The sequence below is a fragment of the Micromonospora sp. genome (assembly GCF_048594385.1).
GTDB classification, from domain to species: Bacteria; Actinomycetota; Actinomycetes; order Mycobacteriales; family Micromonosporaceae; genus Micromonospora; species Micromonospora wenchangensis.
Genome location: NZ_JBMDWU010000610.1, coordinates 23,149 through 50,094 on the forward strand (window position 1 = coordinate 23,149; position 26,946 = coordinate 50,094).

Consider the following 26,946-nt stretch of genomic DNA (forward strand, 5'->3'; position numbering starts at 1 on the left):
CACCCTAGTAAAGCAGTAAGGGGCCGGTCAACACCGCCACACCGGCCGCAGACCGGTCGGCCGGCGGTACGCCGTATCGCGGACGTACCGGAAAACGCATACGCCCGTGCAACGTGCCGGCGTCTTGACTACGGCCATGAGTTGGAGCACACCACCGTCAACGCACGAACCGCCGACCGGGCAGGGAGCGTGACCATGAACGCGGATCCCGTACGGGGTGTCGACCGGCGGCGGCTGGTCACCTGGGGTGGCATGGCCGCCGTCGGGTTGGTGGCGGGTGCGCCGTTGACGGCTGCCGGCACCGGCCACGCCGGGCCGGCCCGCACCGGCTCGTCCGGGCGCGACCGGGCCCTGCCGGACACCCGGCCAGGCGGGGCCTACGACCGGTACGTGGCCCGGCTGGCCGCCGAGGGCAGATTCTCGGGCGTGGTGCTGCTGTCCCACGGGGGCCGGACGGTGCTGTCCCGCAGCTACGGCATGGCCGACCGGGAGCGGCAGGTCCGCAACCACGAGGGCACCGCCTTCAACCTCTCCTCGGGCAGCCAGCCCTTCCTGTCGGTGGCCGTCCTCCAGTTGGTGCAGCAGGGCAGGGTGGGGCTGGCCGACCCGGTGGGCACCTACCTGACCGGGCTCGCCGCTCCGATCGCCGAGCAGGTGACCATCCACCACCTGCTCACCAACACGTCCGGCCTGGACGCCCCGATGCCGGACTGGCAACGCGTCTTCCACAGCCGGGCGGAGGTGCACGGGTACCACCAGCAGTGGGTCCGGCAGGCGACGCTGACAGGGGTGCCCGGCACCGGGTCCAACGGCCACCTTCCCGGTGGGGGCGTCGGCCTGGCCATGGCCGCGCAGGTCGTGGAGGCCGTGTCCGGCACGACGTTCTGGGACTACGTGCACGAGCACGTGTTCGGGCGCTGCCGGATGACCGGCTCGGCGTTCTACACCAGGGACCAGTGGCTCACCGACGGGCACATCGCGCACCCGTACCTGCGGCAGGCCGACGGCAGCCTGATCGACGCCGTCCGCAACCTGGACAGGGGCAGCCTCGACCCGAACATCCCGGGCCGCAACCCGGGCCGGGCCTTCATCGGGTACGCCTCGGGCGACGGCTTCGCCACCGCACCGGACCTGGTCCGGTTCGCCGAGGCGCTGCGCGACGGCACGGTGCTCGACCGGCCGTACACCGACCTGTTCGCCGGGGCCAAGCTCCCGGGCCCGGTGCCCACGGCGTACGAGGGGTACACGATGCCGGTGAGCATCGTCAACGGCCAGTGGGTGATCGGCCGGGGCGGCGGGGCCGGCGGCATCGGCGCGAACTGGAGCATCTACCCGGACACCGGGTGGGTCGGCGTCATCCTCGCCAACACCGACGGCGTACCCATGCTGGACATCTGTCTGCGGGAGGCCGAGGCCGTCACCGGAGCACCGGTCGGCCCGCCCGGCGGCGGTGGCTGAGTGCTCCGGCGGGACCTTCCGACCCGCACCGCCGTGCTCGCCGGCCTGGCTGTCCTCGGGCTGGCGGGCGCGACGTTCACCGTACGGCGGCCACTGCTGATGTCCGCCCCGACGTGCCTGGCCGGGCGGTGGCACGGCTGCTACGACACGTTCAACGGGGTGGTGCTCATGACCCTGGTTGGCCTGCCGGTGGCGGCCCTGCTGGTGTGGGCGCTGGCACGGCTGCGGCGGGCCGCCGGCGTCACCTCGGCGTGGCGCAGGTCGCTGGCCGAGGTGGGCATGGTCTACGGGACGGTGCCGTTCGTGTGGCTGACCCTGATGCCGGGGGCCGCGCCGGGCGTCGCCCCCGGCCGGGTGAGTCTGGTGCCGCTACGGGACCTGGTCACCATGGGGCCGATCGGGATCGGCGGCAACCTGCTGGTCCTCGCGGCGCTGGGATTCTTCGCCCCGATCCGGTTCCCGGCGCTGGCGTCGGTGCCGCGGGCCCTGGCGCTCGGTGCCGGCTGCTCGGTCCTGATCGAGACCGCACAGTACGTCCTGTGGCTGGACCGGGTGTCGTCGGTGGACGACGTGCTGGTCAACACCGTCGGTGCCGGGCTGGCCGCACTCGCCTCACGCCGGTGGTGGCGTACCCCGGGCAGGGTGCCGCCCCGTCCCGCGCCGGCAGCGGCCGACCCGGGGCCGGCATGAGCACCCCGGTGCCGCTGCCCGCCGACCATAGGCTGCCGACGTGCGCGTACTGATCGTGGAGGACGAGCCGTTCCTGGCCGAGGCCGTCCGGGACGGCCTGCGGCTGGAGGCGATCGCCGCCGACATCGCCCCCGACGGCGACACGGCTCTGGAACTGCTCGCCCTCAACCACTACGACCTGGCGATCCTCGACCGCGACATCCCCGGCCCCTCCGGCGACGAGGTCGCCCGACAGGTCGTCGCCTCCGGCAGCGGCATGCCGATCCTCATGCTCACCGCCGCCGACCGGATCGACGACAAGGCGTCCGGCTTCCAACTCGGCGCCGACGACTACCTGACCAAACCGTTCGACCTGCGGGAACTCGTGCTCCGGATCAGGGCGCTCGACCGCAGGCGCGGGCACGCCCGACCCCCGGTCCGCGAGACCGCCGGCCTGCGGGTCGACCCGTTCCGCCGGGAGGTCTTCCGCGACGGACGCCACGTCGCGCTGACCCGCAAGCAGTTCGCCGTGCTGGAGGTCCTCGTCGCCGCCGAGGGCGGGGTCGTCAGCGCCGAGGAACTGCTGGAACGGGCCTGGGACGTCAACGCCAACCCGTTCACCAACGCCGTCCGGATCACCGTCTCCACCCTGCGCAAACGGCTCGGCGAGCCGTGGATCATCGCCACCGTCCCCGGCGTCGGCTACCGCATCGACACCGGACACCCGGGAGACGGCCGTGGCTAGGGCGCCCGGCCTGAGCGTCCGGCTCAAACTGACCCTCAGCTACGCCGGGTTCGTCATGCTGGCCGGCGGTCTGCTCCTCGGCACCGTGTGGGTGTTCCTGCTGCGGTACGTGCCCGAGGTGATCGACGCCCCCCGGCTGCCCACGCCGGCACCCGACAGCTCCCCGCTGCCCGCTCCCACCATGTTCGTGCCGGACCGCTTCGACCTGCTGCGCGCCTTCGCCCCGAGAGCGGTCCAGGTGCTGGCGATCCTGCTGGTCTTCGGCCTGCTGGGCGGCTGGGTCCTGGCCGGCCGGATGCTCGCGCCGCTGACCCGCATCACCCACGCCACCCGGGTGGCGGCGGCCGGGTCGCTGTCCCACCGGGTCCGGCTGGAGGGCCGTCGGGACGAGTTCCGGGAACTCTCCGACGCGTTCGACTCGATGCTCGAACGACTCGAATCCCACGTCGCCGAGCAGCAGCGGTTCGCCGCGAACGCCTCGCACGAACTGCGTACCCCGCTGGCGATCTCCCGTACCCTGCTCGACGTCGCCCGCCGGGACCCCGACGCCGGGCCGGCCGAACTCCTCGACCGGCTGCACACCGTCAACCAGCGGGCGATCGACCTCACCGAGGCGCTGCTGCTGCTCGGCCACGGCGACCGGGGCACCTTCACCCGTGCCGACGTCGACCTGTCCCTGCTCGCCGAGGAGGCCGCCGAGACGCTGCTCCACCTCGCCGAACGACGTCGGACCACCCTGGAGGTCACCGGAGGGGCGGCCCGGACCAGCGGCTCCGCCGAACTCCTGCTGCGGATGGTGACGAACCTCGTGCAGAACGCCGTCGTCCACAACCTGCCCACCGGCGGCACCGTGACGGTCCACACCGGGGCGTCCGGCGACAACTGCATGCTGCGGATCGAGAACACCGGTCGCCGGCTCCCGCCCGAGCTGGTGCCGACCTTCACCGAGCCGTTCCAGCGCGGCACGGAACGGGTCCGCACCGACGAACACGCCGGCTTCGGACTCGGCCTGGCCATCGTGCACAGCATCGTCCGCGCCCACGCCGGAACCCTCGACCTCGTCGCCCGCCCCGACGGAGGTCTCACGGTCACGGTCCGGCTCCCCGGCATCGGCCATCCCGACGGGCCGGGGTGACCGGCCGGCCCGGGACTGCTACGGACCGGTGTGGATCAGCGCCGCCCACACCTCCGGACGGTCCGGGTGCGCACGCCGTACCCGGTCGATGGCCCGGTCCAGCGCGACGGCCGCATTGTCGGCGTCCAGGCGGCCCCCCGCCTTCAGTCCGGCGTAGACGTCGTCGGCGACCTGGGCCGCCACCCGGTCGGAGACCGCCCACTGGCTGCCGATGACGTGCCGGAAGCCGGCCATCTGCAACGCCGCGGTGAGATGGATGCCCTCGTCGGGCAGGTCCCGACCACCGGCCGCGGTGCGGCACGCGGACAGGTAGGCCAGGTCGCAACCGCCGGCCGACCTGCTGCGGGTGGCGAGCCGGCCGGCCAGCTTCAGGACGCTGAGCTTGCCGTCGACCAGGCGGAGGGCGGCGGCGCTGGGCCGCTTGAAGTCCTGGTCGCCGTGGCAGGCGAAATGCGCCCAACTGTGCTGCTCGAGCGCGGTCAGCACGCCCTCGACGGTGGCGCTGCGGCCGGAGAGCACCCGCAGGCGGGGCACGTGCGAGCTGACCGCGCGCAGCTCGTCGCTGACCGCAGGCAGCGGCGCCTGGCCGGGCAGGGTGCCGAGCCCCACCGCGAACGCCTGCGGCGCCCCGTCCGGCGTCGGGGTGGCGCGGGCGCGCAGCAGCGCTGACAGGCTCGGGGTGTAGGACGACACGCAGCGGGCGGCGACCGAGATCCGGCGTCTCGCGGCGAGCGGGGCGCTCGCGCCGAACCGGCCGGCGGCGTGCAGCGGCAGCATCGTCAACGGCCCGGTCGGGCACCACCACACCCGGTGCCGCCGGTCCGGCCCGCCACCGAGGATGTCGTCGAGGGCCGCGCAGACGGACTCGCCGACGGTGTCCCAGAGCCACCGTTGCAGGGACACCAGCGTCTGGTGCAGGGCGGCCCGCTCGACCGGCCCGCCGCCCTCCTCCACCGCCCGCTGCACATCGAGGAACGCCACGGCCCGACGCTGCGCGGTGTCGTGGGACAGCCACGGCAACGGCACGGCGCGTACCCCGTCGGCGGTGACGATGATCGCGTCGCTGCGCCAACGGGACGTGTTGACCAGCACCGCCGCCCCGCCCGCGCAGGCCGGCTGGAGGGCGGCGAACGACGGCGGGTGCAGGAAGTTCTCGAAGCCCGGCAGGCGGCGGGCCTCGGCCGCGAGCTGCTCCCAGCGTTCCGCCAACCGGCGACGGTGACCGGCGTCCTCGGTCCCCGCGTGGTGCGGTCCATCCAGCGCACCGGCCAGCAGGTCGCGGCCCAGCTCCCAGCCGGGACGGGCCGGCAGCTCGACGACCGGGGACGCCCCGGTTCCGTCCAGCTCCCGACGGGTCCGGTCGAGTTCCCCGGCGAGCGCGGGCGCGACCGTGGCCAGCGCGGACAGGTCGCTGCGGGTCTGCAGGGCCTGCGACCACAGCACCTGACGGCCCTGCTCCAGCAGCTCCACCGCGCGGTGCGGCTGCCCGGCGGCGATGGCCCAGGCAGCCGCGTCACCGGCCAGGCCGGACACCGCGGCCAGCCGTTTCTCCTGCACGGTACGGTCCAGCCCCCGCCACGCGAGCAGCGGCAGCAGACCCACGGCGGTGCCGTACGCCTCCAGGGCCAGCTCGGCGTCACCGGCCTCGGCGGCGGTCTGCGCCCAGGTGCGGGCCGCGGTCATCCGGATCTCGACGGCTCCCGCCCGGGACGCCGACGACGACCGCCACATGCCGACCGCGGCGTCGAGGTCGGCCGGGTCCCGACCGATCAGGTAGCGCGTCCGCAGTGCCGTGCCGAGCACGTTGAGGGCCCGCGCCCGGTCCGGGTGGCCGGGGGAGAATCCGGCCAGCGCGGCCATGCCGGTGTCGACGGCGTCGCTGACCCCGGCCGGGTCGCTGCTCATCCGGCCCCGGATGAGCAGCGAGTGGGCCAGGCTGACCAGGTGGCCGGCCCGTTGGGTGCCGGCCGTCGGCGCGTCGGCGGCCTCCCGGGAGCTGCGGATCGCCTCGTCCAGGTGCGCCGACGAGTTGCTGCTGAGGCCGTGCATGACCAGCAGGACACCGTGGGTGGCGAGCAGTTGCGCGCGGACCGTGCCGATGCTCGGCAGGTCGGCGACGACCTGCCGGCTGACCTGGACCGCCTCGCGCAGGTCGGCGTCGTCGTCGCCGTCCAGGTTCACCCAACGTTGCATCAGCGCGATCGCCAGCACACCGTTGAGGGCGGCCCGGTCGATGTGCCGTGCGGGAATGGTGGCCAGCCCGCGACGGCAGTGCGCGATCGCCTCGTCGAGGTCACCCGGGCTGCCGGTCCGGGCGAACCGGGTGACCAGGCAGAGCGCCAGCAGCTGGTGGGCGGTGAGCACGTGGTCCGGGTCGGTCGACCGGTGCACCTCCCGGCTGAGCCGGACGGCGGTGTCGATGTCCGCCACCTGGCCGAACCTCTCGGAACCGAGCCGGTACACGTTCGCGCAGCGGAGCAGCACGTCGATCCGCAGCGGGTCGTCCTCGCCGACGGCGGCCACCGCGACGTCCGCGTGCCGTTTGGCCAAGGACAGGTCCGACACCTCGCGCCGCTGTTCGAACCGGAAGCCGACGACCATGGCGAGCTGGGCGTTGACGTACGCCCACCACGGATCGTCAGGTGGGGTCAACGCCGTGGCCCTCCCGGCGGCGGCCACCGCGGCGTCGAGCTGCTTCGGGTCCGAGGTGCGGCCCCGCAGCATCAGCACGGTGGAGAGCGCGGCGAGCGCGTCCACCCGGGACGGATCCGCCGCGAGCAGGTCCCGCGCCACGCCCTCGGCCCGGACCAGCCGCGACTCGTCGCCACTGTCGTTGTAGGCGGCGATGAGCGCGTCCACCGCATCGATGGACCGCTCGGACGCTGGCACCGGCTCAGTAGATTCGACGGCGGCTCGGGCGTCAACCGACGGGAGTGTCGTACATGGAGCAACGCCGTCTGCTGGCCTCGTTGTGCGCCGCCGTACCGACCCTGCGCGAACGTGCGGAGGCGGGGGCGTGGAGCGACCTGCTCGACGAACTCCTCGACGAACTGGCCGCCGGCAGGCCGGTGGTGGAGGTCTGCCGGCAGCTCGGCTGGACGACCGGGACCGAGACCGAGCGCAGCATCGGCGTCGGCCCGTCGGACCACGCCGAGGGGGCCCGGCTGGAGGGCCTCGCGCCGGTGGTGCTCGACGGCGACTACCGCTGCCCGCTGCACCGCTGCTCGCGCCGGGCCCACCGGGACGACCGGGGACGGGTGCCGCACTGCGCGCTCGCCGACACGGCGATGACGTACCGGTCCGAGCCATGATCGAGGTGCTGCTGGGCGAGGTCGGACGGCGGATCAACGACCGCTGGCTGACCCGGGCGCTCGGCCCGGCCCTGCTGTGGCTCGCGGTGGCCGCCTTCGCCGTGCTACCGGGGCGTGATGCCGTCTTCGACGTACCCGGGGCGGCGCTCGCCGCCGCCGACGCCGTCGACCACCTGCGGGAGCGGGTCGGCCTGGCCCTGGTGGTCGGGGCGCTCGTCGTCGCGGCCGCGGCGGTGGCCGCCGGCTGCGCCCAGGCGGCCGGCAGGATCGTCCGCCACGTCTGGCTGGGCACCTGGGCCGGCCCGGCCCGCCGGCTGGCGACCGCGTTGACCGCCCGCCGGCGGGCCGCCGCCGCGCGCCGGTTCACCGCACGGGCACGGGTGGTTCCGGCGGTGTACCTGCCGGCCCGGCCCACCTGGATCGGTGACCGGATCCGGCTCGCCGACGACCGGGTGGCCGCGCAGTACGGCCTGCGCCTGGGCCTGATCTGGCCGCGCCTGTGGCTGCTGCTCACCCCCGAGGGGCGCACCGACGTGATGCAGGCGCGCGACCGGCTCGACCGGGCCGTCGCCTGGGCCGGCTGGGCGGTGCTCTGTCTCGCGCTGACCCCGTGGTGGTGGCCGGCGGCGGTGCTCGGCGTGACCGTCGGTGTCGTCTCCTGGCGGCGGGCCCGGTCGGCGGCGGGCCTGTTCGCCGACATCGTGGAGGCGACCGTCGACCTGCGGCACCGTGGCCTGGTCGCCGAGCTGGGTTTCCCGGTCGAGCAGGGGCGTCCGCTACCGCCGTCCACCGCTGCCGCCGTCAACGACCTGCTGCACAAGGGTGCCAGCGGTCACGGGCAGTACGACCGGGTCGGCGCGGAGAGCGAGCCGACACCGTACCCGTCGTCGTCGGTGACGAGCGACAGCCGGGAGCGCCAGCAGCCGGCCGACGAGGCGGCACCGTCCGGGTCGAACACCACGTTGACCTGAGGGTTGCCGTCGGTCGCGGTGCGGATGCCGATGATCGTCGCGACGGGGAACGGGCCGTTCTTCGCCAGGGTGGCGGCCCGGGCGAGCTGGGTCCGGCTCCGGTCGTCCAGGCGTGGTGAGTCGGTGTTGATCCCGCACAGGAAGCCACGGACGGCGACGACCGAGGACTTCGTCCGGGCGGACGTCCGGTTCAGACCACTGCCCACCCTGACGTCGGTGAAGAGACAGGGCCTGGCCAGCGGAAGGAGCTTCTCAAGGTCGAGCCCGGTCCGCAGGGGCAGGCCGGGATACCGGGTCGCCCCGGCCGCACCGCCGGTGGGCCGGGTCAGACCCGGGATCCCCGTCGGCAACGGGGGATAGGACGGCTGCCCGATCAGTCCCGTCGGGAGAACCGGCCTGGTCGGGTAGGGCCTGCCCGGGGAGTCGTCGTTGCCACTGAGCAGGCCGGCCAGCACCGCGACCGCGGCCAGCGCCGCGACGGCCAGACCCCAACCCCGGCCGGGCGGGCGGGCAGCGGCCATCGCGGACGCGGGGACGACGCGGCGGACCGGGTCCGGGCGGGTCGGCTCCGGGCCGTTCGGGGCGGGGGCGGCCCGTTGCGGCGGTGCCGTCGGCGGGGTGCGGCGGATGCTCCGCTCCAGGGCGTCCGACCACTGCTGCGGGGCGGGCCGCAGGTGTGGGGCGGGGTCCAGGCTCCGGCCGGCGAGGGTGACCAGCTGCCGGTCGAGTCGGGGCCGGGTCGCCTGCGGGTCACGGGTCTGCTGGTCACCGGCGAACAGGCGCACCGCGAGCAGCCCGAACTTGTACGCGTCGGTGGCGGGCGTGGCCAGCTCCTCGGCGTCCGCGTCCGGCACGTGCCACTCGGGGGTCTCGGCCTGCGCCAGCACCGACTCGCCGTGCAGCCGCATCGCGTCGCAGTCGATGAAGTAGCACCGGGGCCGGGAGTCGAGGCTGAACAGCAGGTTGTTCGGTGACAGGTCGCCGACGCAGACGCCGAGCCGGTGCAGCAGGGTCAACGCCTCGCCGGTGTCCCGCAGCAGTTCCAGGCGCATCCGGTCGTCGATGTGCAGCCCCCGGTCGAGCAGATAGTCGTCGCTGTTCAACAGGTACTGCACCTGGGCCAGGACGGTGTCCGGTCCGCGCGGCAGTTGGATGCGGACCCGGAACCGGTCGGGTACCCGTGGCATCAGGAACCCACGGACCACGCCCTCCTTGCGGACGATCGCGGTGGGCCAGGCGGCGAGACCGAGCAGCGTCTCCGCATCCGGGCCGGCCCCGGCGGTGAGCCGGACGAACCGGTTCAACGTGGTGACGTCGACGTCGTCGACGAACCGGGTCGCGTACTCCTTGTAGACCCACCGGGGGTCCTCGGTGAGGGCGTAGACGGTGCCCTGGCCGCCGGTGCCGATGCGGGTACGCGGGCCGAGGGCGGACAGGCTCACCTCGGGCGGCAGCGGGCCGGTCATGACGGCTCGGGCGGCACCGGCCAGACGGCCAGCACGGTGCGGTCGTCGTCCCAGGACCCGCCGGTGAAGTCGAGCATCCAGGCGAGCCGGGTCATCGCGGGCGGCGTGGTCAGCGCGTCGCCGAACAGCCGCCCGAGGTCCCCGGTGCCGTGCCCGAGCGGCTCGGCGAAGCCGTCGGTGGCCAGCACCAGCACGTCGTCCGCGGTGAGCGTCACCGTCACCGGGTCGACCTCGGCGGGCACCCGGGGCAGGGCGGCGACGCCGTCCGGGAGCAGTTCGTCCTGCGGGTCGGCCGGGTCGGTGAACAGCGGCTCCCACCCGCCGTCGCGCAGCCGCCAGGCGGCCGAGTCGCCGACCCGGACCAGGTGGGCGACCGCCCGCCCGGGGCCGTCCGGCCGGACCAGGGCGACGACCACGGTGCTGGCCAGCAGCGACTCGGCCCGCTGCGGATCGGTCTCGCCCAGTTGCCGTCCGGCGTACTCGACGAGCGCCCAGCCCGCGCAGCGCAGCAGGTCGTGCCAGTCGACGGGGTCGTCGGCGCGTTGCAGGTAGTCGACGACCGTCCGGCACACCATGGTCGCGCCCAGGTGGGACAGCGGGGCGTTGGAGACCCCGTCGGCCACCACCGCGATCACCGAACCGGCCGCCGTGGCCAACGCGAAGTCATCCTGCCGGGGTACGCCGGACGCCCGGTGGCCGGGCCCGCGCACCGAGGCCGCCCGTACCTCGAAACCGGCCGCCGCCCAGCCGTCGGCCACGGTGTCCGGCCGGTACGGCTGCGTCTGCGGGGCGCGGGACGGCACCTGCGGACCCGGCACCCCGATCAGCGGCGGCACCCAGTCGAAGCTCACACCACGTCCACGGCCATCCGGAAGCTGTCCGGCCGCTCCACGACCAGCTCCGCGGTGTCACCCCCGACGGCCTGCCCCGACCTGATGACGCTGCGGGTCAGCGCGGTGCAGAACTCGGCGATCGCGAAGCCCACCTCGACCCCGGGCGTGGCCACGAACGCGAACTCCGGCCGGGTCGCCACGTGCAGGATCGTCTCGGCCCGCGCCTCACCGATGCCGCACGCGATGATGTTCGGTGCGGTCGGGGTGCGCTCCCGGTCGGTCAACTCGGCGTAGACCGGCTCCCACTGGCCCGGGTCGGTGGGCTGCCCGTCGCTGAGGAAGAACACCGCCGGCCGGTGCACCGCGAAACCCTCCCGCTTGAGGGCCCGTACGTCGGCCGGGATCCGGTCGACCAGCAGACTGAACGCGGCACCGTAGGAGGTCCCGGCGCGTACCGACAACTGCGGCAGCGCCGTCTCGTTGCGCAGGTCGGACAGGGCCGAGTGGACGATCACGTCCTCGGAGAAGCCGATGATCGAAAACCTGACCTTGGCCGCCGCGAGGGGCTCGCGCAGCAGTGCGTCGTGCAGCGACTGGAGCCCGGCGTTCAGCTCGCCCACCACCGGTGTCATGGAGACGGACTCGTCCGCCACCAGATAGACCGGCAGCACCCGCCCGGCAGTCTCCGCCATGCGTACCCCCAACCGTCGTCAGTGGACGGCTTCAACGTAACACCGTGCGTCTATGTGACGACGGCGGTGCGCGACGTGCCGCCCCGCCGGGTCGCCGGGAGGTGGCGTCGAGCGGCGTCGAACCCGCTCACCAGCGTCGTTGCGTCGCGCTGACCGCCATCGCGGCGAGCCCACGACGACCGTCGGACGTGGCGTCGCTGGCCTCCAGCACGGCGAGGGCCCGCCCGGTGCGGCGGGCGATGTCCCGCTCGACGTGGTCGACCGCGCCGATGTCGGTGAAGATGCCCCGTATGCTGCGCAGTTCGTCGGCCGTGAGACTGGTGCCGACCTTGGCCCGGAGGTAGGCCGCCGCCGCCCGGTCGCGCTCGTCGGCGAAGCGCAGGGCCGTGGCGAGGAGCACCGTCCGTTTACCCTCGCGCAGATCGTCGCCGGACGGCTTACCGGTCAACTCCGGGTCGCCGAAGACCCCCAGCAGGTCGTCGCGCAACTGGAAGGCGACGCCGATGTCGACGCCGAACGCGCGGTACGCGGCGACGAGACCGGCACCCGCGCCCGCGACAGCCGCGCCGATGTGCAGCGGGCGCTCCACCGTGTAGGCGGCCGTCTTGTACCTGTCGATCCGTAACGCCGAATCGACCTCCTCGTCGTTGCCGGCCTCGGCCCACAGGTCGAGCAGTTGGCCGGCCAGGACCTCGGTGCGCATGGCCGACCAGACCGGGCCGACCCGCTCGTACGCCTCGACCGGGAGGCCGGCGCCGCGGATCATGTCGTCGGCCCAGCCCTGGGCCAGATCCCCGGCGAGGATGGCGCTGCCGGTGCCGAACGACTCCGCGTCACCCGGCCAGCCGTGGTGGCGGTGCTGTTCGGCGAAGGCCACGTGCGCGGCGGGGTGACCGCGGCGGGTCGGTGAGGCGTCGATGATGTCGTCGTGGATCAGCGCCGACGCGTGGAGCAGTTCGAGCGCGGCACAGGTGTGACGGACCGCCTCCGCGGTGGGGCCGGCCTCGTCGCCGCCGGCACCGATCCACCCCAGCCAGGCGAAGGCCGGCCGTACGCGTTTGCCGCCGCGCAACACGTGACCCTCCAACTCGGCGACCGCGGTGGCGAAGCCCGGCCCGATCGCGTCGGCCTCCGCCCGGCGGTCGACGAAGAACCGCCGCAGCACGGCGTCGATCGCCTCCGTGCTCACGGTCACCCCGGCGGCCGGACCGGCCCGGTGCTCCACGACGGGTGGACGGGTGTTCACGCCGCTCCCGCCCGGGTCCGGGTGCGCAGCGCGGTGCGCAGGGTCGCGACGACCCGTTCCACCTGGCCGGGGGTGAGTTCGGCGTGCATCGGGATGGCCAGGTTGCGCCGGGCGAGGTCGGCGGAGACGGGGCAGTGCTGGCTACTGGCGTAGACGGGTTGTCGGTGGCTGGCCCAGGTGCCGTGACCGCAGCCGATGCCGTGCGTGCGCAGGGCGGTGGCGACGGCGGCGCGGTCGACGTCCGGATGCAGGGTGACCAGGTAGGACTGCCAGGCGTGGCTGCGGTCGTCGGGTACGTGCGGCAGGGTGACGAGGTCCTCGTCGGCGAGCAGGTGGGCGTAGTGCGCGGCGACGGCACGGCGGCGTTCGAGGAGTTCCTCGACGCGGGTGAGCTGCACCTGGAGGATCGCCGCCGCGATGTCGGAGAGTTTGTAGTTGTAGCCGATCTCGGTGAACTCGGGAATGGGGAGGCCGACGACCTGGGCCTGGTCGAAGATGCTGCCGATGCCGAACGAGGAGCGCAGGCGCGCGTCGACGGCGAGGGCGGGATCGGTGGTGAGCAGGGCACCACCCTCGCCACTGGTGATGCCCTTGCGTCCGTGGAAGGACAGGCACGCCACGGGGGCCAGGGCACCGGCGGGTCGACCGCGGTAGGTGGCGCCGATGGCGCAGGCGGCATCTTCGACGAGGAACAGCCCGTGACGTCGGGTGAGGTCGTTCAGCTCGTCGTAGTCCGCCGGCAGGCCGAGGGTGTCCACGGCGATGACGCCGACGGTACGGGAGCCGATCAGAGCGGCTACGGCTTCCGGGTCGACGGTGCCGGTGTCGGGGCGTACGTCGGCGAAGACCGGGGTGGCGCCGACGTAGCGGGCGGCGTGGGCGGGCGCGGGGAAGGTGTAGTCGGCGACGATCACCTCGTCGCCCTCGGTGACGCCGAGGGCGAGCAGTGCCAGGTGCAGGGCGGCACCGCAGTTGCTGACCGCGACCGCGTCGGCCACGCCGTACCGGCGGGTGAGGTCGGCTTCCAGGGCCTTGCCGCTCGGTCCCTGGCCGGCCGGCCAACCCGAGGAGAACACCTGCGCGACCGCGGCCAGTTCCCGCTCGCCCAGACTCGGTCGGACCAGAGGAATCGCGTCCACTCTCATCTCCCCACTACGCCGGATTGCCGTTGGTGCCGGTCAGGGCCGGGAGCCCGTAGCGCAGGGGGGTGATCTGGTCGACGTCGTACCTGTCGCGCAGTCGCTGCACGGCGTCGGGGTCCACCGATTTCCCTGCGGAGAAGATCTCCACGATCTCCTCGAAGTAGTTCTCGTGGTCGGGCGACGGATGGCTCTGGAACAGCATCCGCGCCGGCTCGTCGGTGGAGTTGCGGAACGCGTGCGGGCAGCCGGCCGGGACGAACATGCAGCTACCCGGACCCGCCGTCACCACCCGGTCCCCGTCGGCGGACGCCCAGTCCTGCCATCCGTGCGGGGTGCGGGTGGTGGGTTCGAACGCCAGCAGGTCGAGTCGGCCGTCGAGGACGTAGAAGAACTCCTGCGCGTGGTGATGGGTGTGCGCCCCGACGTCGAAGCCGGGTGGCACCACCACCTCGAAGATCGACGTGGCCGAGCCGTGTGCCTCGGTCACCTTGAAGGTGACCTCCTGTGCCTTGGTGATCAACTTGCGTCCCTCGCCGGGTGGGACGATGAGGCCACTCATGCGATGGTCCCCTTTCCCTAGACCAGTTCCGGGTCGCGGTGCGGAACCGCGGCGGCGGGGGGTGCCAGGTCCAGTGCCGCGCGGGTGTCGGTGCTCCAGCTGCCCACCGCCATCTCGGCGGTGATGCCGGGGCCGAAGGCCGCGATGATCCCGTGGTCCCCCGGGGACGGCGGGTCCTCGTCGAAGAGCCTGCGGGCGGCGTCGAGGACGACCGCGCTGGCGATGTTGCCGTACTCGGTCAGGGTCGCCCAGCTGTGCCGGAACATCTCCCGGTCGACGTCGAGGAACTTGGCGAGGTCGTCCAGGATGCGCGGACCGCCGGCGTGGATGAGGTAGAAGTCGAGGTTGCCGACGTCCCAGCCGTGGCCGTCGGTGAAGCGGCGCAGCACCGGGGCGAGGGGTTCCATCGTGCCGGGCACCCGGCGATCCAGCTGGAAGTGGAATCCGGTGGACCGGACGGCGTAGGAGATCCAGTCCTCGGTGTCCGGGATCAGGTACGAGGCGTTGCGTTCCAGCGTGATGCCGGTGCCACCGTGGCCCCGCACCACGGCGGCCGCCACCGCGTCGCCGAACAGCCCGTCGGACAGCAGCGAACCGACCCCGTCGTCGGTGGGTTGGTAGCAGAGCGAACAGAGCTCGCAGGAGACGATCAGCACGTTGCCCCCGGGGTACGCGGTGCAGAAGTCGTGCGCCCTGTTGATCGCCGTCCCACCGGCCGCGCAGCCCAACTGCGCGATCGGGAGCTGCCGGGTGTCCGGTCGGAAGCCCATCGTGTTGATCAGCCAGGCGGTCAGCGACGGCATCATGAAGCCGGTGCACGACACGTAGATGATCGCGTCGATGTCCCGCGCGGTCACCCCGGCGTGTGCCAGGGCCTGCTCGATGACGCCCGGACAGCGCTTCTTGGACTCGATCTCGTAGATCCGGTTGCGCTCCTCGAAACCCGGGTGGCGCAGCGCCTGCTCGATCGGCTGCACGATGTGCCGCTTGCGTACCCCGGTGTTCCCGATCAGTCGGAGCGCGAGCGGAAGCTGCGGGTTGCCGGCGTGGACCGTCCTGGCGAACTCCAGGGTCTCTTCCATCGTGACGACGTGTTCCGGTACACCCACCGACGGCTTGCACAACGTAGGCATCTCGGGAATCCACTCTCTCTCGGCATTCGGGGGTCACCGGCCGCTGGCCTGGTCGAGGCGTCCGGGCACCCAGGTCCCGGTCCCTGACCGGCGGTCCGGCGGGACGTGATCGGTCAACGAACTGCGTCGAACTCCGCGAGCACCCCGTCCCAGAGGCCGATGCGTGCCCTGATCGCCGCGATGCTGACGGCGGTGGCCTCGGCCTCACGCTGCGGGTCGCCGTCGCAGAGCGCGTCGAGCAGCCGCAGGGCGAGCGGCCCGTGTTCGTCGTGGTCGAGGGCGATGTGGCGGTCGAGGTAGTGACGGAACACCGGCGCGTTGGCGAGTACGTCGTCGACGTTGGCGCGGACCGCCGAGAAGACGTCGGGCAGCAGGTTCTCCCGGCCGTGGCAGAACGACGACGCCACCTCGTGCGGTGCGCCGTCCAGCGCCACGGTGAGGGTGTGGCCGACGAAGTCGCGGACACTGGGCGGGATCTGCTCGTCCTTGAGCGCCGCAGTCGGGCTGACACCGCGGTCGAGGGCGGCGAGGAACCCGTCGATCGGCGCGGTGTCGGCGCCGACCTCGTCCATGGCCCGTCGGTACAGCTCGAAGTGGCTGACGTAACCCCCGCCGATGTCCTCGTCGGTCTCCTCGGCCAGGACGATCTCCAGGATGAACCGGCCGTGCTCGGCGTGCCCCCGGGGTCGCCAGGGCAGGGTCACCGAGGTCACCTCGGTCTGTAGGCGCTTGAGCAGGGTGAAGAAGTCCCATACGGCGAAGACGTGGTGCTTCATGAAGATCCGCAGCCGCTCCTCGGTGGAGATCTGCGCATAGAGGGGGTGGTCGATCAGCCTGGCCCGTGCCGTGTCGAACTCAGCAAGCGCGGTCAACTTCTTCTCCCGGTCAATCGGTGGGACGTCGTGGGGGTCCGCCGACCCGACGGGGACGGCCGGCACCGTGGGCCGGGCCCGCGACCGTCGACGTGGCGGTGCCCGTCAGCTCCGCTTCTCCAGCTCACCCTGGAGCCGGTGTGACAACGCGATCCGCTGGACCTTCAGGGTGCCGGTACGGGGCAGGTCGGCCTGGGGGATCTGGATCGGGGCGGCCAGTTGGGGGAACCTGGCGGCGGCGGTACGCCATCGGTCGAGGTCGAGCGGCTGGTCGTCCCGGGTGCAGATGACCGGGATCGGCTCGGAGTTCGGGCCGGGCACCACGACCAACTCGGTCAGTTCCTCCAGTTCCCCGAGCATGACGTCCTCGACCTCCAGCGCGCTGCGCAACCCGGGGATCATGTCGACCTCCCGGTCGAACATGTGCAGGCAGCCGAGCCTGGTCCGGTAGCCGACGTCCCCGGTGCGCCACCACTCGTCGTCCCGGTTGGTGTCGTACCGCTCCTGCTCGGCGAAGTAGGTCTTGGCCAGGCCGGGCCAGGCGACCTCGATGAAGCCGGGATTCGTCTCCGAGGGTCGCCTGCCGTTGCGGCTGACCACCCGGATCCGCGCGCATCCCGGCATCGCCCAGCCGACACAGCGGCCGTTCGCCCGGTGGGCGGAGTGGCGGAAGTACGGTCGGCCGACGGCCGGGCCGACCTCGCTCTGGCCGTAGATCTGGAAGAACAGCGCTCCCCGCCGCTCGGAGGACCTGAGCAGCCGGCTCATCGTCCGGGGGTGGATCGCGTCGAACGTCGTGCTGAAGTACTTGATCGACGCGAACGGCTTGCGCCGGTCCTCGGTGAGTCGCTCCCACTCCATCAGCGAGTTGGGGAGCACCTCGATGAATCCCGGCCGGTTGGCGAGGAACAGGTCGGCGACGCGGTCCGGATCGGACTCCCGCATGAGCAGTACGGGCATCTCGAAGAACAACGCCAGCGCCATCGCTGCGAACATCCGTGAGTGCACGAAGGAGATGTGGATCGCGACCGTCTCCCGTCGGCGCATCAGCGACAGCAGCCGCCACTGCGGCGTGAGCCGGGCGCCCATTGTCTGCGGCGTGTGCACGACGAGCTTGGGCAGTCCGGTGGTACCCGAGGTGTGGGTGATCATCGCTGGCTCGTCGAACTTCCGGCACACCGGTGTGATCCGCGGGGAGCCGGCGAGGTCGGCGAGCGACGCCGTACCGGGGCGGTGCCCCGTCACGGTGACCACCCGCCTGGTGAGTTCGGCGAGTGGCACGTCGGCCAGGTCGTCGAGCTTACGGTCATCGGTGAGCAGGTTCGGCTGCTCCAGCCGGCCGAGGAGCGCGCCGACGGTGGCGGCGTCCAGGGCGGGCGAGAGCAGCACGGGCACCGCGCCGACGCGCGACGCGGCGCTCGCCAGCACCCAGACGTCGAAGTTGGCGCTCTTGTAGATCGCGATCCGTTCTCCCGGTCGTACCCCGGCCGCCCACAGCCGGGCCGCCCGGTCGTCCACGTGGCCGGCGATCTCGGCCACCGTCAGCCGCCGGCCCGCCTGCGGGAGGACGTCCAGGTCGTGGTCGAGGGTGAGCAGGGTGGACCTGTTCCGGGCCGTGGCCATCTGCGGTACGAGACCGAGGTGCAGGCCGTCCTTCCGGATCGAGCGGTGGATCGCGGAGCCCTTCATCTGAACCGCCTCCTCGGGATCTCTGACGGCCGTTCGGGCCGTTGTTGCGTACCGGTGCGTGTGAGGGGTCCGCGCCCCTGCGGCGCGGGGTGCACCGGCCCGGCCGGGTCGATCGGTCCGGGACGCCGCGACCTCGATCGGGAGGAGTCGCCGGTGCGTGGACGGTGCTGGTTCGGTGACGCGCCGGCCCTGCTCTGCTACGGCTGTGCCCATCTGCGCCGGTCGACATCGGTCCCGGCGGCGTCCTGCTCCCGCTTCCGGGTGCGCTGCCTCGCACAGCATCGAGTACGGGGCTTGACCCGGACTGTCCGGCGGCTTGGTGCCGGCTTGGTGCGGTCTTGGACCAGCGCGCCGGTCAGGCGATCCACCGGCGCTCCACACCCGGTCGTCTCGACGTCCCGTCCTCGCCGCCGGCCGGTCCGGCGTGATCCGGCCGATCTGGACCGGCCGGGCGACCCCGGTGTCCGGGCGCGGTGCCGCCGGGCTGCCGGGTGGCGAGGAGGTGAGGTGCCCGTCGCGGTGGTCGTGCACGGTCTCCAGCCGGTCCCGGCGGGACCGCCCCGCTTTTCTGCCCGGGGCCAGGTATCCGACGCGACACTTTCGTGCCTGCGGTACCGCCTTGATGTCGACCGGGGCTGCGGTTCGTCGGAAACCGTTTTCGAGGCGGTTTCGTCGGCGCGCTCCCGCCCTACCCTTAGGGGAAACCGTACTCCGTCGCCGGCCGGCGGCAGTCTCCGTGAGTTCGACCATATGCGCCGGGTGTCGCGTATTGGTGAGGTCGACAGGTGGGAGAGCCTGTCCGGGGTCGTCCCCGGGGGCCGCTTGCCGAAAATTGGCTTGCAATAACAATTGATCACCAGTGCCGGTGTCGTCGATTATCCGATCACCGCGCCGGGTGGTCCGGTCGGCGGGCCGCGTCAAGTCGATTCCAAGTCGACACCAAGCCGACGGCAAGAGGGATGCCCGAAAATGGTGCCGCGCAGCCTGGCCCGGTGTAGCCGCCGGTGACGTCACGCGTTGACGGGGGACACCGGTCGGCCCCGGCGTGCGTACGGCCGGTCGGTGGCCACTGGCCGGTGTGTCCGCGCGGGCCCGTGGGTCGGTGTGGTTCGCTGGTCCGGCCCCGGCGGCGCACGCTGCGACGGCGCGGGATGCTGAGCTGGGCGGGCGGTGTGGATCGACTGTGGCCGCCGCCCGGCTGGCCCGGGGCGGACCCGGAACGCGTCCGCCGGAAATGCGCCGGGCAGCATGGACGCACCCCGGCCGGCAGCCGTGATCGCGCATAAGGGTACGCCGAAGTGGCACCGTGATCAGCCAGGCGGCGGAAACCCGACACCATCCACCCCGGCCTAACATCGTGACGCCTTTTCGGTGATGTCAACGGGTGCCCGAAGCGAGGGCGTCCCGACTCGATACCATCAATGACCTGCATCGATTAGCGAAGGTTATGGTCCTTATTGCCACCACCTCCGGTCGGCGGTAGCGTTTTGCCCGGCAACATGAGCGCAGCCTAGGTAGCCGCGGGGGAAGGGGCACCGTCATGCGGTCTGCGGTCCATGCCCGGGTAACGGGCAAGCGGGACCACAAACCATTTGGTATCGTCACACCGGACCCGTGTCGTTGCGCTTCTTCCGCTGTTCACACCGGAAGTGCCGACGCATGATCAATATTGCTGTCACGGGGTCCTCATTCCGTACCGCGTCGGACCCCTCCCGAAGGGACGAGGAGCGGGTCGCCTGCCGGGTCCTGGCGGAGTTCCGCGCGCTGGGGCCCCTGGAGGCGGTGGTCGCGGGCCGACTGGTCGATCTGGGCGCACCGAAGCAGCGCGCGCTGTTGGCGTTGCTGGTGAGCCGGGCCGGTCAGCCGGTGGCGGTCGAGGTGATTCTGGAAGCACTGTGGGCGGAGCACCCGCCGCCGTCGGCGATGGCCTCGTTGCAGGCGTACGTGGCCAATCTGCGCCGGGTGCTGGAGCCGGACCGGGCCCCACGGACGCCGGCCACGGTGTTGCGCACCTGCCCGCCCGGCTACCTGCTGGACAGGCGGGTCGTGGACGTCGATGTCCACCGGTTCAGCGGACATGCCACGGCCGGCTGGCAGGCGTGGGACCGGGGCGACGCGCAGCAGGCGCTACACGAGTTCGAGACCGCCCTGTCGCTCTGGCGTGGGCAGGCCTACGCGGAGGTGGCGTACGCCCCCTGCATCGTGCCGGAGGTGGCGCGACTGGAGGAGTTGCGGCTGTCGGTCGTCGAGGCGCGCTGTGCGGCGCTCCTGGCGGTCGGCGCGCACGAGGTGGCCGTCGCCGAACTCGACGCGTTCGTCCACGCCTATCCGTTGCGCGAGTACGGCTGCGAGCTGCTGAGCCTGGCGCTGTACCGGGCGGGCCGGCAGGCCGACGCGCTGGGTGTGCTGCGGGCGACCCAGCGGCGGCTGTCCGAGGAACTGGGCATCGACCCACGACCGTCACTCCAGCACCTGGAACGCGAGATTCTCAACCAGGTGCCGGCGCTGGAGTGGCGTCCCGCCCCGCCTGTCGCGGTGCCGACCGGTCCCGACCGGCCCGCCGCGACGGGGCGGGCCCGGACGACCGGCCCGCTCCCACCGGCGGCACCGTCGCCGCTGGTGGACGGCGAGGTCTTCGTCGGCCGGGAGGACGCCCTGCGACAGCTGCTCGACGCGTTGACCGGGGCGACCGGTCGGGGCCGGGTGGTGACCGTCTCCGGTGAGCCCGGCATCGGCAAGACCAGCCTGCTGCGCCGGTTCGCCATGCTGGCGGGTGCGCCGGTGCTCTGGGGCAGCTGCCCGGAACACGTCGTCGCACCGCCCCTGTGGTTGTGGGAGCAGATCCTGCGGGCGGCCGGCACCTGCTTCCCGCACCATCCCGTACCCGCGCCGGTGGCCGAACTCCTCAACGGCGACCACCAGCAGATGGCGGACGGCACCGAGGTGGCCACGGCCACGCTGCGCCGGTTCGAGGCGATCCTGCACTACCTGACCGACGCTTCCCAGGCCGCACCCCTGGTGATCGTCTTCGACCACCTGCACCGGGCCGATGCGAGTTCCCTGAGGTTGTTGGCCCACCTGGCCGAGTCGGTGCCGGAGAACCGCCTCCTGCTGGCGGTGTCCTACCGGTCGGGGGAGGCGGCGTCCCTGGCCGAGACGCTTGCCGCACTCGCCCGCTCGGAGCTGACCCGGATAGAGCTCGCGGGTCTGGACGTCCGGGAGACCCGGTGCCTGGCGAGCGACCTGCTGCACCGGGAGGTCGGTAGGCCGACCGCCGAGGGGCTCTGGGAACGCACCGAGGGCAACCCGTTCTTCCTGCGGGAACTCATCAAGCTGCTGACCACCGACGAGCATCTCGCGCATCCGCACACGGTGCCGGTGCCCGTGCCGGTACGCGAGGTGGTGCTTCGGCGGATGGGCTGTCTCCCGCAGTCCGCCCTCGACGTGGTGTCGGTGGCCGCCGTCGCCGGCCGACACTTCGCCATCGAGATCGTCGCCGAGGCGGCCGGCATCGGAATCGAGTCGGCGTTGGAGATCATGGACGCCGCCGGCGCGGTGGGCCTGATCGTCGAGGACGAGCAGCGACTGGGATGGTTCCGCTTCACCCACGCCCTGGCCGCCGAGGCGCTCTACGAGTCGATCGGGCGGCTGCGCCGGGTCAGGCTGCACCGACGGATCGGGATGGCGGCGGCCCGGGCCTGGGCGGGTGTTCCGGAACGGGCCGCCGAGATCGCCCGGCACTGGCTGCTGGCCGCCGAACTCGATCCCGCAGCCGCCGCCCGCGCCTGCACGTACGCGGCCGTCGCGGCACGGGCGGCCGACACCCGACTGGCGTTCGGGGAGGCCGCCACACTCTGGCGGCAGGCCCTGACCGCCGCGGAGTTGGCTCAGCGGGAGGATTTCGACAGGTATCCGCTGCTGCTCGGGCTGGGCACCAGCCTGTACCGCGCCGGGAACCCGCGCGACGGGTTGCCCGTGTTCATCCAGGCCATCGAGGAGTCACTGGTCGTGGGGGAGTCCCGTGGCAAACCGGCCACCTCCCGGCTGGTAGCCGTGGCGGCGGCGGCGGTCGGCGAGCCGCTCTGGCGTCAGTCCGGCGACGGTGAGGCCGGCCGTCGGCTCGTCGACGCCCTGGAGCGTGCACTGGCACAGGTGACCGACCCGGTGTCCCATGCCCTGTTGCTGTCCTGCCTGGGCGTGGCCCGCATGCGCGACGACGACCGGGGTCGCCGGGTCGCCCTGTCGGACGAGGCGCTTGCGCTGACCCGGCTCGTGAACGACCGCCTGGCCCTGACCGACCTCCCCCAAGTCGATGCCAACCGGTCGAACAGTCCCGGCCAAGCCCGGTGGTCGATGCTCGACGGCAGATCCGATCAGGGGCCGAACCCTAACTGACCATCAGCCGGTCCCGGGACGTTCCGTGGTGGGTGCCGGGGTCACCTGTCGTGCCGCGGCAGCAAACAATTCGGAGGGATCAGTACATGACGCCAGAAGCCACGCTCGCCCGGTTCCGTGAGTACATGGTGGGGCCGACGCGATTCATGAACCTGCTGTCCTGTTTCGAGCTCGGGCTGATCGATCGGTTGCGGGAGAACCCGGGTCTGACGGCGGTGAAGCTCGGTGACGCGGTGGGGGTGAAGCCGGACGCGGTGGAGCAGCTCCTGCAGTTGATGGTCAAGGAGGGCTTCGTCGCGTACGACGAGGGTTCACGCGCCTACTCGCTGGACGCCCTCGGTGGCGTCGCGGAGGCCGACCTCGACCGCGCGCTCGCCTTCATGAAGATGATCAAAGTGGCCATGCTCCGGCAGATGTTCTATCTCACCGAGAGCGTGCAGACCGGAACGCTCGTGGGGCTCAAGGAGTTCTACGGTTTCGACGGCACGCTCTTCGACGCCGCGGCCGAACACCAGGACATCCTCGAGTCGTGGGGCCGGTTGGCGCAGCTGGAGACCGGCCACGTCTACGGCTGGTTCTTCGAGAACCTCGACATTCCGGCCGGCGCGCGGGTGCTCGACCTGCTCGGCGGCAACGGTCTCGGATCGATCATGACCTACCGGTCGAAGGCGTCACCGGGCCTGCACGTCACGAACTTCGACGCGCCCGGCAAGGAGGAGGAGTCGCTGCGCAACTTCCGGGAACACGGCGTCGAGGAACACTGCTCGTTCGTCGGCGGCGACATCTTCACGGATGTCCCGACCGGTTTCGACGTGGTGCTGATCAAGCACTACCTCGACATGTACGACAGGGGTGACGTGCTCAGGATCCTCAGGAGCGCCAACGGGGCCCTGGAGGTCGGTGGTCAGCTCGTGATCCTGGCGCCGGTCTATCCCGAGGACGTCACCGATCGCGACGACTCCCAGGTCGACTTCTTCCCGACGTTCCTGCTCGGCTGCGCCACCGCTCAGGGCGGGTTGCAGAAGGTGTCGACGTACCGCGACTGGCTTGCCGAGTGCGGCTTCGAGCTGACCCGGGTGGTCGGCAAGGACCCCGCCGACATCCCACCGGACGCCATCCCGAGACGGTTCATCCTCTTCGCGACGAAGACCGCATGACCAGCCGGGACCGGAGCGCCCCACCGACCCCCGTCGCCGGCACCGGGTACGCACTGCACCCCCACACCCGAGCAGGAGCAGCATGACCAGCGACCAGCCCACCCCGGACCGCATCATGCACCTCGTCAACGGCTACTGGGCCACCGGCATCCTCGGCGCGGCGGCGAGCCACTCGCTCTTCACCCACCTGGAGGCCGGCGCGGACACCGCCGGCAGGTTGGCCGACCGGTCCGGCATCTCCGAGCGCGGAGCGCAGACCCTCCTGGACGGGCTCGTCGGCATCGGCCTGGTCGAGCTGCACGACGGTCGCTACCGCAACACCGCCGAGGCGAGCACCTTCCTGGTCGAGGGGAAACCCACCAGCCTGAGCGAGTTCGCCAAGCTCAAGATGACCCACATGGCTGCGCTGGCGGACCTGCCGGAGGTGGTCCGTGCCGGCGGACCGATCAGGGCCGCGACCGTGGAGGTCGCCGACAACCCCCACTGGAAGAAGGTGGTGACGGCCATCGCCCCGCAGTCCGTCCCGGTCACGGCGATCGTCGCCGAACTGCTGGGACTGGCGGACGCCGGCGAGATCTCGATCCTGGATCTCGGCGGCGGCTCGGGGATCTTCTCGGCCGCGTGGCTCGGGCTGAACCCGGCGGCCCGGGCCACCCAGCTCGACTGGGCGCCGATCAACGCGATCGCCCGCCGGCTGGTCGCCGAGCAGGGGGTCGCCGACCGGTTCACCTGTATCGACGGGGACTTTCACAGCACCGAGTTGGCGGCCGCCGCCTACGACGTCGTGGTCTACTCCCACGTGGCCCACCAGGAGGGTCCGGAGGACAACACGGCCCTGCTCGCGAAGGTGCGCGGCGCGCTGCGGCCCGGCGGCACCCTGGTCATCTGTGACTACGTGGTCGACGACGACCGGAGCGGCCCCTCCTTCTCGCTGATCTTCGCGGCGGAGATGCTGCTCAAGAGCAGGCGGGGCGGGACCTGGCGGCGGGCCGACTACCTGGCATGGCTCGCCAAGGCCGGTTTCGAGGACGTCACCTTCCACCCCACTCCGTCGCCGACCACGGTGATCCTCGCCCGCTAGCCGGGCCAACCCATGCTTCTGCCGCTGCCGACGGGTCGGCCCGTGCTCCGCGCGCCGGCCCGGACACCTGGAGGATGAATGTCCGAGCACCCCGAGTCAGCAGACCTGTACTCGGCCATCGAGGAGTCGGCCCGGTTGCTGGAGGTGCCCTGCTCGCGTGAGCGGGTCCAGCCCATCCTGGACGCGTACGCGGATTCGCTGCCGAGTGCCGTCATCGCGCTGCGGGTGGCGACCGGGACGCGGTACCAGGGTGATCTCGACTGGCGCTTCACCGTCGGGAGGGAGGTCGACCCGTACGCGGTGGCGCTGTCGAACGGGCTCACCGGGAGGGCGGACCACCCGGTCGGTGCCCTGCTCGCCGAGATCCGCGAGAACTGTCCGATCGCCGGTTACGGAATCGACTTCGGCGTGGCCGGCGGGTTCAAGAAGATATACGTCTTCTTCCCGCCGGACGGCATGCAGTCGCTGGCCACGCTCGCCGCATGTCCCTCGATGCCCCGCAGTCTGGCCGACAACATGGAGTTCTTCGCCCGGCGCGGCCTCGACGACAGGGTGAACACCTTCGGCATCGACTACCGGCACCGGACGGTGAACGTGTACTTCGGTGCGCTGCCCGACGCATGCCTCACCCCCGAGGGCGTCCTGTCGATGACCCGTGAACTCGGTCTGCCCGATCCGGGCGAGCGGATGCTCCGGCTCGCCCGGCATTCCTTCGGCATCTACGCCAGCCTGGGCTGGGAATCCTCGGCGGTCGAGCGATTCTGCTTCGCCGTGATGACGTCGGACTCGGCATCCCTCCCGGTCCCGTTGGAACCGAAGATCGAGCAGTTTCTGCGGGGGCTGCCCAACAACGCCGCCGACAGCAGGTTCGTCTACTACGCAGGGGTGTCGTCGACCGGTGAGGAGAACTACAAGGTCCAGTCGTACTACAACTGGCAGCCCCGGATGCTCGACCAGATGTTGCTGTCCGACTCCGGTACGACAAGCGGGTGACGCCACGCGCGTTGTCCCGGTCCGTAGCCGTCGCCGTGTGAGAGAGCAGTGGTGCTGATGAGCGACTCCCCGGATGTCCTCGACCTGACCGGTACGGTGCAGGACTTCCTCACCTCGATGCACGCCGCCGGACCGGTCCGGCAGGTGCGGCTACCCAACGGCGTGCCGGTCTGGATGGTCACCCGGCACGCCGAGGTGCGCGAGGCGCTGAACGATCCCCGCCTGTCCAACCGGGACCAGCACGACTGGTTCGACCAGGGCGCGTTGAGTCCGCAGGTGCGGTCCGCGATGAACACGTCGATGCTGCGTATCGACCCGCCCGACCACACGCGGCTGCGCAGGCTGGTCGCCAAGGCTTTCGTGCCCCGGCGGATCGAGGCGCTGCGTCCCCGGGTCGAACACCTCTCCGGGGATCTGCTGGATCGGCTCGCGGCCGGTGCCGACGAGGCGGATCTCATCGCCGCGTACGCGTCCCCGCTGCCCGTCCAGGTGATCTCCGAACTGCTGGGGGTGCCGGTCGAGGACCGGGCCAACTTCCGGAGGTGGGCCGACGCGTTCAGCGCCGGGCTGGGAGCGCCGGTCTTTCCGGTCCGCGAGGTCACCGACTTCGTGGCGCACCTGCAGGGGTTGGTCGCCCGGCGGCGGGTCGACCCGGACGACGCGCTGCTGTCGGCGTTGATTGCCGCCCGGGACCAGGCCGACCGGCTCACCGAGGACGAGCTGATCTCGACGGCCTTCCTGTTCGTCGTCGCCGGCCACGAGACCACGACGAACCTGATCGGCAACGGTCTCTACCTGCTGTTGCGGACCCCGGAGCTGGCCGACCACATCCGGGCCCACCCCGAGGATCTGCCCCAGGCCATCGAGGAGTTCCTCCGGTACGAGAGCCCGGTGACGGGTGCCGCGTTGCGCACCGTCACCACGGCGATGAACCTTTTCGGTACGGAGGTGGCGGCGGGGGATCTGGTCATGGTGTCCCTGCACGCGGCCAACCGGGACGGCACCGCGTTCGCCGACGCCGACCGGTTCCTGATGAACCGTGAGCGCAACCCGCACCTCTCGTTCGGCTACGGCATCCACTTCTGCATGGGGGCGCCGCTGGCCCGGATGGAGGCACAGGTCGCCATCGGGGATTTCCTGGCCCGCTTCCCGCAGGCCCGGCTGGCGGTGGATGCCGACGCCATCGAGTGGCACCCGGGCCTGCTCACCCGAGGGTTGGCCGCGCTGCCGGTCCGGCTCGCCGGTTGACGGCGTACGCCACGGGCGGCGTATGACGACCTGTCGCCGGCAGGGCGGCCCGGGTGGGTCCGGTCGGGCCGGACGACCACCGTCCCGTCCCCGCTTCGTGGGCCACGTCGAGGGGGGGGCCCCCCCCCCCGGCGGGCGGGGGCCCCCCCCC

20 protein-coding genes are annotated in these 26,946 nt (G+C 72.2%); 10 read left to right on the top strand and 10 right to left on the bottom strand.

Annotated elements, in window-relative coordinates:
- The first annotated feature begins 195 nt into the window (after positions 1–195).
- Genes ACOJTC_RS31760 through ACOJTC_RS31775 form a run of 4 tightly spaced genes read left to right on the top strand, consistent with a single transcriptional unit; the run spans position 196 to position 4,007 of the window.
- Positions 196–1,458 (top strand): serine hydrolase domain-containing protein, encoded by a 1,263-nt coding sequence (locus ACOJTC_RS31760; protein WP_420119647.1) that lies wholly within the window; start codon positions 196–198, stop codon positions 1,456–1,458.
- Positions 1,459–2,148 (top strand): VanZ family protein, encoded by a 690-nt coding sequence (locus ACOJTC_RS31765; protein ID WP_420119648.1) that lies wholly within the window; start codon positions 1,459–1,461, stop codon positions 2,146–2,148.
- 40 nt (positions 2,149–2,188) lie between these two features.
- The gene (locus ACOJTC_RS31770) at positions 2,189–2,872 is read left to right on the top strand and encodes a response regulator transcription factor (RefSeq protein WP_204925374.1); all 684 of its coding nucleotides are present in this window, start codon (positions 2,189–2,191) and stop codon (positions 2,870–2,872) included.
- Positions 2,865–4,007: a sensor histidine kinase gene (locus ACOJTC_RS31775; RefSeq protein WP_420119649.1), complete on the top strand. Its 1,143-nt coding sequence runs from the start codon at positions 2,865–2,867 to the stop codon at positions 4,005–4,007. The genes ACOJTC_RS31770 and ACOJTC_RS31775 overlap by 8 nt, the downstream gene beginning before the upstream one ends.
- An 18-nt stretch (positions 4,008–4,025) precedes the next feature.
- Here ACOJTC_RS31775 and ACOJTC_RS31780 read toward each other — a convergent pair whose 3' ends face one another.
- Complete coding sequence (locus tag ACOJTC_RS31780; RefSeq protein WP_420119650.1) at positions 4,026–6,896, bottom strand: CHAT domain-containing protein; 2,871 nt, start codon at positions 6,894–6,896, stop codon at positions 4,026–4,028.
- A gap of 53 nt (positions 6,897–6,949) precedes the next feature.
- Here ACOJTC_RS31780 and ACOJTC_RS31785 point away from each other — a divergent pair, with 53 nt between their 5' ends.
- Entirely contained in the window at positions 6,950–7,318 is a 369-nt protein-coding gene (locus ACOJTC_RS31785; RefSeq protein ID WP_204925372.1) for a hypothetical protein, read from the top strand.
- Positions 7,319–8,150: 832 nt separating this feature from the next.
- On the opposite strand, the gene ACOJTC_RS31790 is transcribed toward ACOJTC_RS31785, so the two are convergent.
- From ACOJTC_RS31790 to ACOJTC_RS31830, 9 genes are all read right to left on the bottom strand, one after another.
- Positions 8,151–9,755: a hypothetical protein gene (locus tag ACOJTC_RS31790; protein ID WP_420119651.1), complete on the bottom strand. Its 1,605-nt coding sequence runs from the start codon at positions 9,753–9,755 to the stop codon at positions 8,151–8,153.
- Positions 9,752–10,606, bottom strand: coding sequence for a protein phosphatase 2C domain-containing protein (locus ACOJTC_RS31795; protein ID WP_420119652.1), 855 nt, complete (start codon positions 10,604–10,606; stop codon positions 9,752–9,754). Before ACOJTC_RS31795 ends, ACOJTC_RS31790 begins: the two co-directional genes overlap by 4 nt.
- Positions 10,603–11,280 carry a vWA domain-containing protein gene (locus tag ACOJTC_RS31800; protein ID WP_357924500.1) on the bottom strand — a complete coding sequence of 226 codons (678 nt, stop codon included), beginning with the start codon at positions 11,278–11,280 and terminating at the stop codon, positions 10,603–10,605. The genes ACOJTC_RS31795 and ACOJTC_RS31800 overlap by 4 nt, the downstream gene beginning before the upstream one ends.
- Before the next feature lie 127 nt (positions 11,281–11,407).
- On the bottom strand, positions 11,408–12,526 hold the full coding sequence (locus ACOJTC_RS31805; RefSeq protein ID WP_420119653.1) for a polyprenyl synthetase family protein: 1,119 nt from the start codon (positions 12,524–12,526) through the stop codon (positions 11,408–11,410).
- Complete coding sequence (locus ACOJTC_RS31810) at positions 12,523–13,665, bottom strand: DegT/DnrJ/EryC1/StrS family aminotransferase (protein WP_420119654.1); 1,143 nt, start codon at positions 13,663–13,665, stop codon at positions 12,523–12,525. The genes ACOJTC_RS31805 and ACOJTC_RS31810 overlap by 4 nt, the downstream gene beginning before the upstream one ends.
- A gap of 13 nt (positions 13,666–13,678) precedes the next feature.
- The gene (locus tag ACOJTC_RS31815) at positions 13,679–14,227 is read right to left on the bottom strand and encodes a cupin domain-containing protein (RefSeq protein ID WP_204925366.1); all 549 of its coding nucleotides are present in this window, start codon (positions 14,225–14,227) and stop codon (positions 13,679–13,681) included.
- Positions 14,228–14,244: 17 nt separating this feature from the next.
- The gene (locus ACOJTC_RS31820; RefSeq protein ID WP_420119655.1) at positions 14,245–15,360 is read right to left on the bottom strand and encodes a type III polyketide synthase; all 1,116 of its coding nucleotides are present in this window, start codon (positions 15,358–15,360) and stop codon (positions 14,245–14,247) included.
- A gap of 113 nt (positions 15,361–15,473) precedes the next feature.
- Positions 15,474–16,232 carry a DUF3050 domain-containing protein gene (locus ACOJTC_RS31825; protein WP_420119656.1) on the bottom strand — a complete coding sequence of 253 codons (759 nt, stop codon included), beginning with the start codon at positions 16,230–16,232 and terminating at the stop codon, positions 15,474–15,476.
- A gap of 105 nt (positions 16,233–16,337) precedes the next feature.
- Complete coding sequence (locus ACOJTC_RS31830) at positions 16,338–17,921, bottom strand: AMP-binding protein (protein WP_420119657.1); 1,584 nt, start codon at positions 17,919–17,921, stop codon at positions 16,338–16,340.
- Positions 17,922–19,580: 1,659 nt separating this feature from the next.
- Between ACOJTC_RS31830 and ACOJTC_RS31835 the strand changes: the two genes are divergently transcribed.
- The 5 genes from ACOJTC_RS31835 to ACOJTC_RS31855 all read left to right on the top strand — a co-directional run bounded on the left by ACOJTC_RS31835 (position 19,581) and on the right by ACOJTC_RS31855 (position 26,795).
- Complete coding sequence (locus tag ACOJTC_RS31835) at positions 19,581–22,316, top strand: BTAD domain-containing putative transcriptional regulator (protein WP_420119658.1); 2,736 nt, start codon at positions 19,581–19,583, stop codon at positions 22,314–22,316.
- 86 nt (positions 22,317–22,402) lie between these two features.
- Positions 22,403–23,473, top strand: coding sequence for a methyltransferase (locus ACOJTC_RS31840; protein WP_420119659.1), 1,071 nt, complete (start codon positions 22,403–22,405; stop codon positions 23,471–23,473).
- An 82-nt stretch (positions 23,474–23,555) separates the two neighbouring features.
- Complete coding sequence (locus tag ACOJTC_RS31845; protein WP_420119660.1) at positions 23,556–24,554, top strand: methyltransferase; 999 nt, start codon at positions 23,556–23,558, stop codon at positions 24,552–24,554.
- Between the two features lie 78 nt (positions 24,555–24,632).
- A complete protein-coding gene (locus ACOJTC_RS31850) occupies positions 24,633–25,547 on the top strand; it encodes an aromatic prenyltransferase (RefSeq protein ID WP_420119661.1) in 915 nt (304 codons plus the stop codon).
- 57 nt (positions 25,548–25,604) lie between these two features.
- Positions 25,605–26,795, top strand: a complete 1,191-nt coding sequence (locus ACOJTC_RS31855) for a cytochrome P450 family protein (RefSeq protein WP_420119662.1) — start codon at positions 25,605–25,607, stop codon at positions 26,793–26,795.
- The last annotated feature ends 151 nt before the right edge of the window (positions 26,796–26,946 follow it).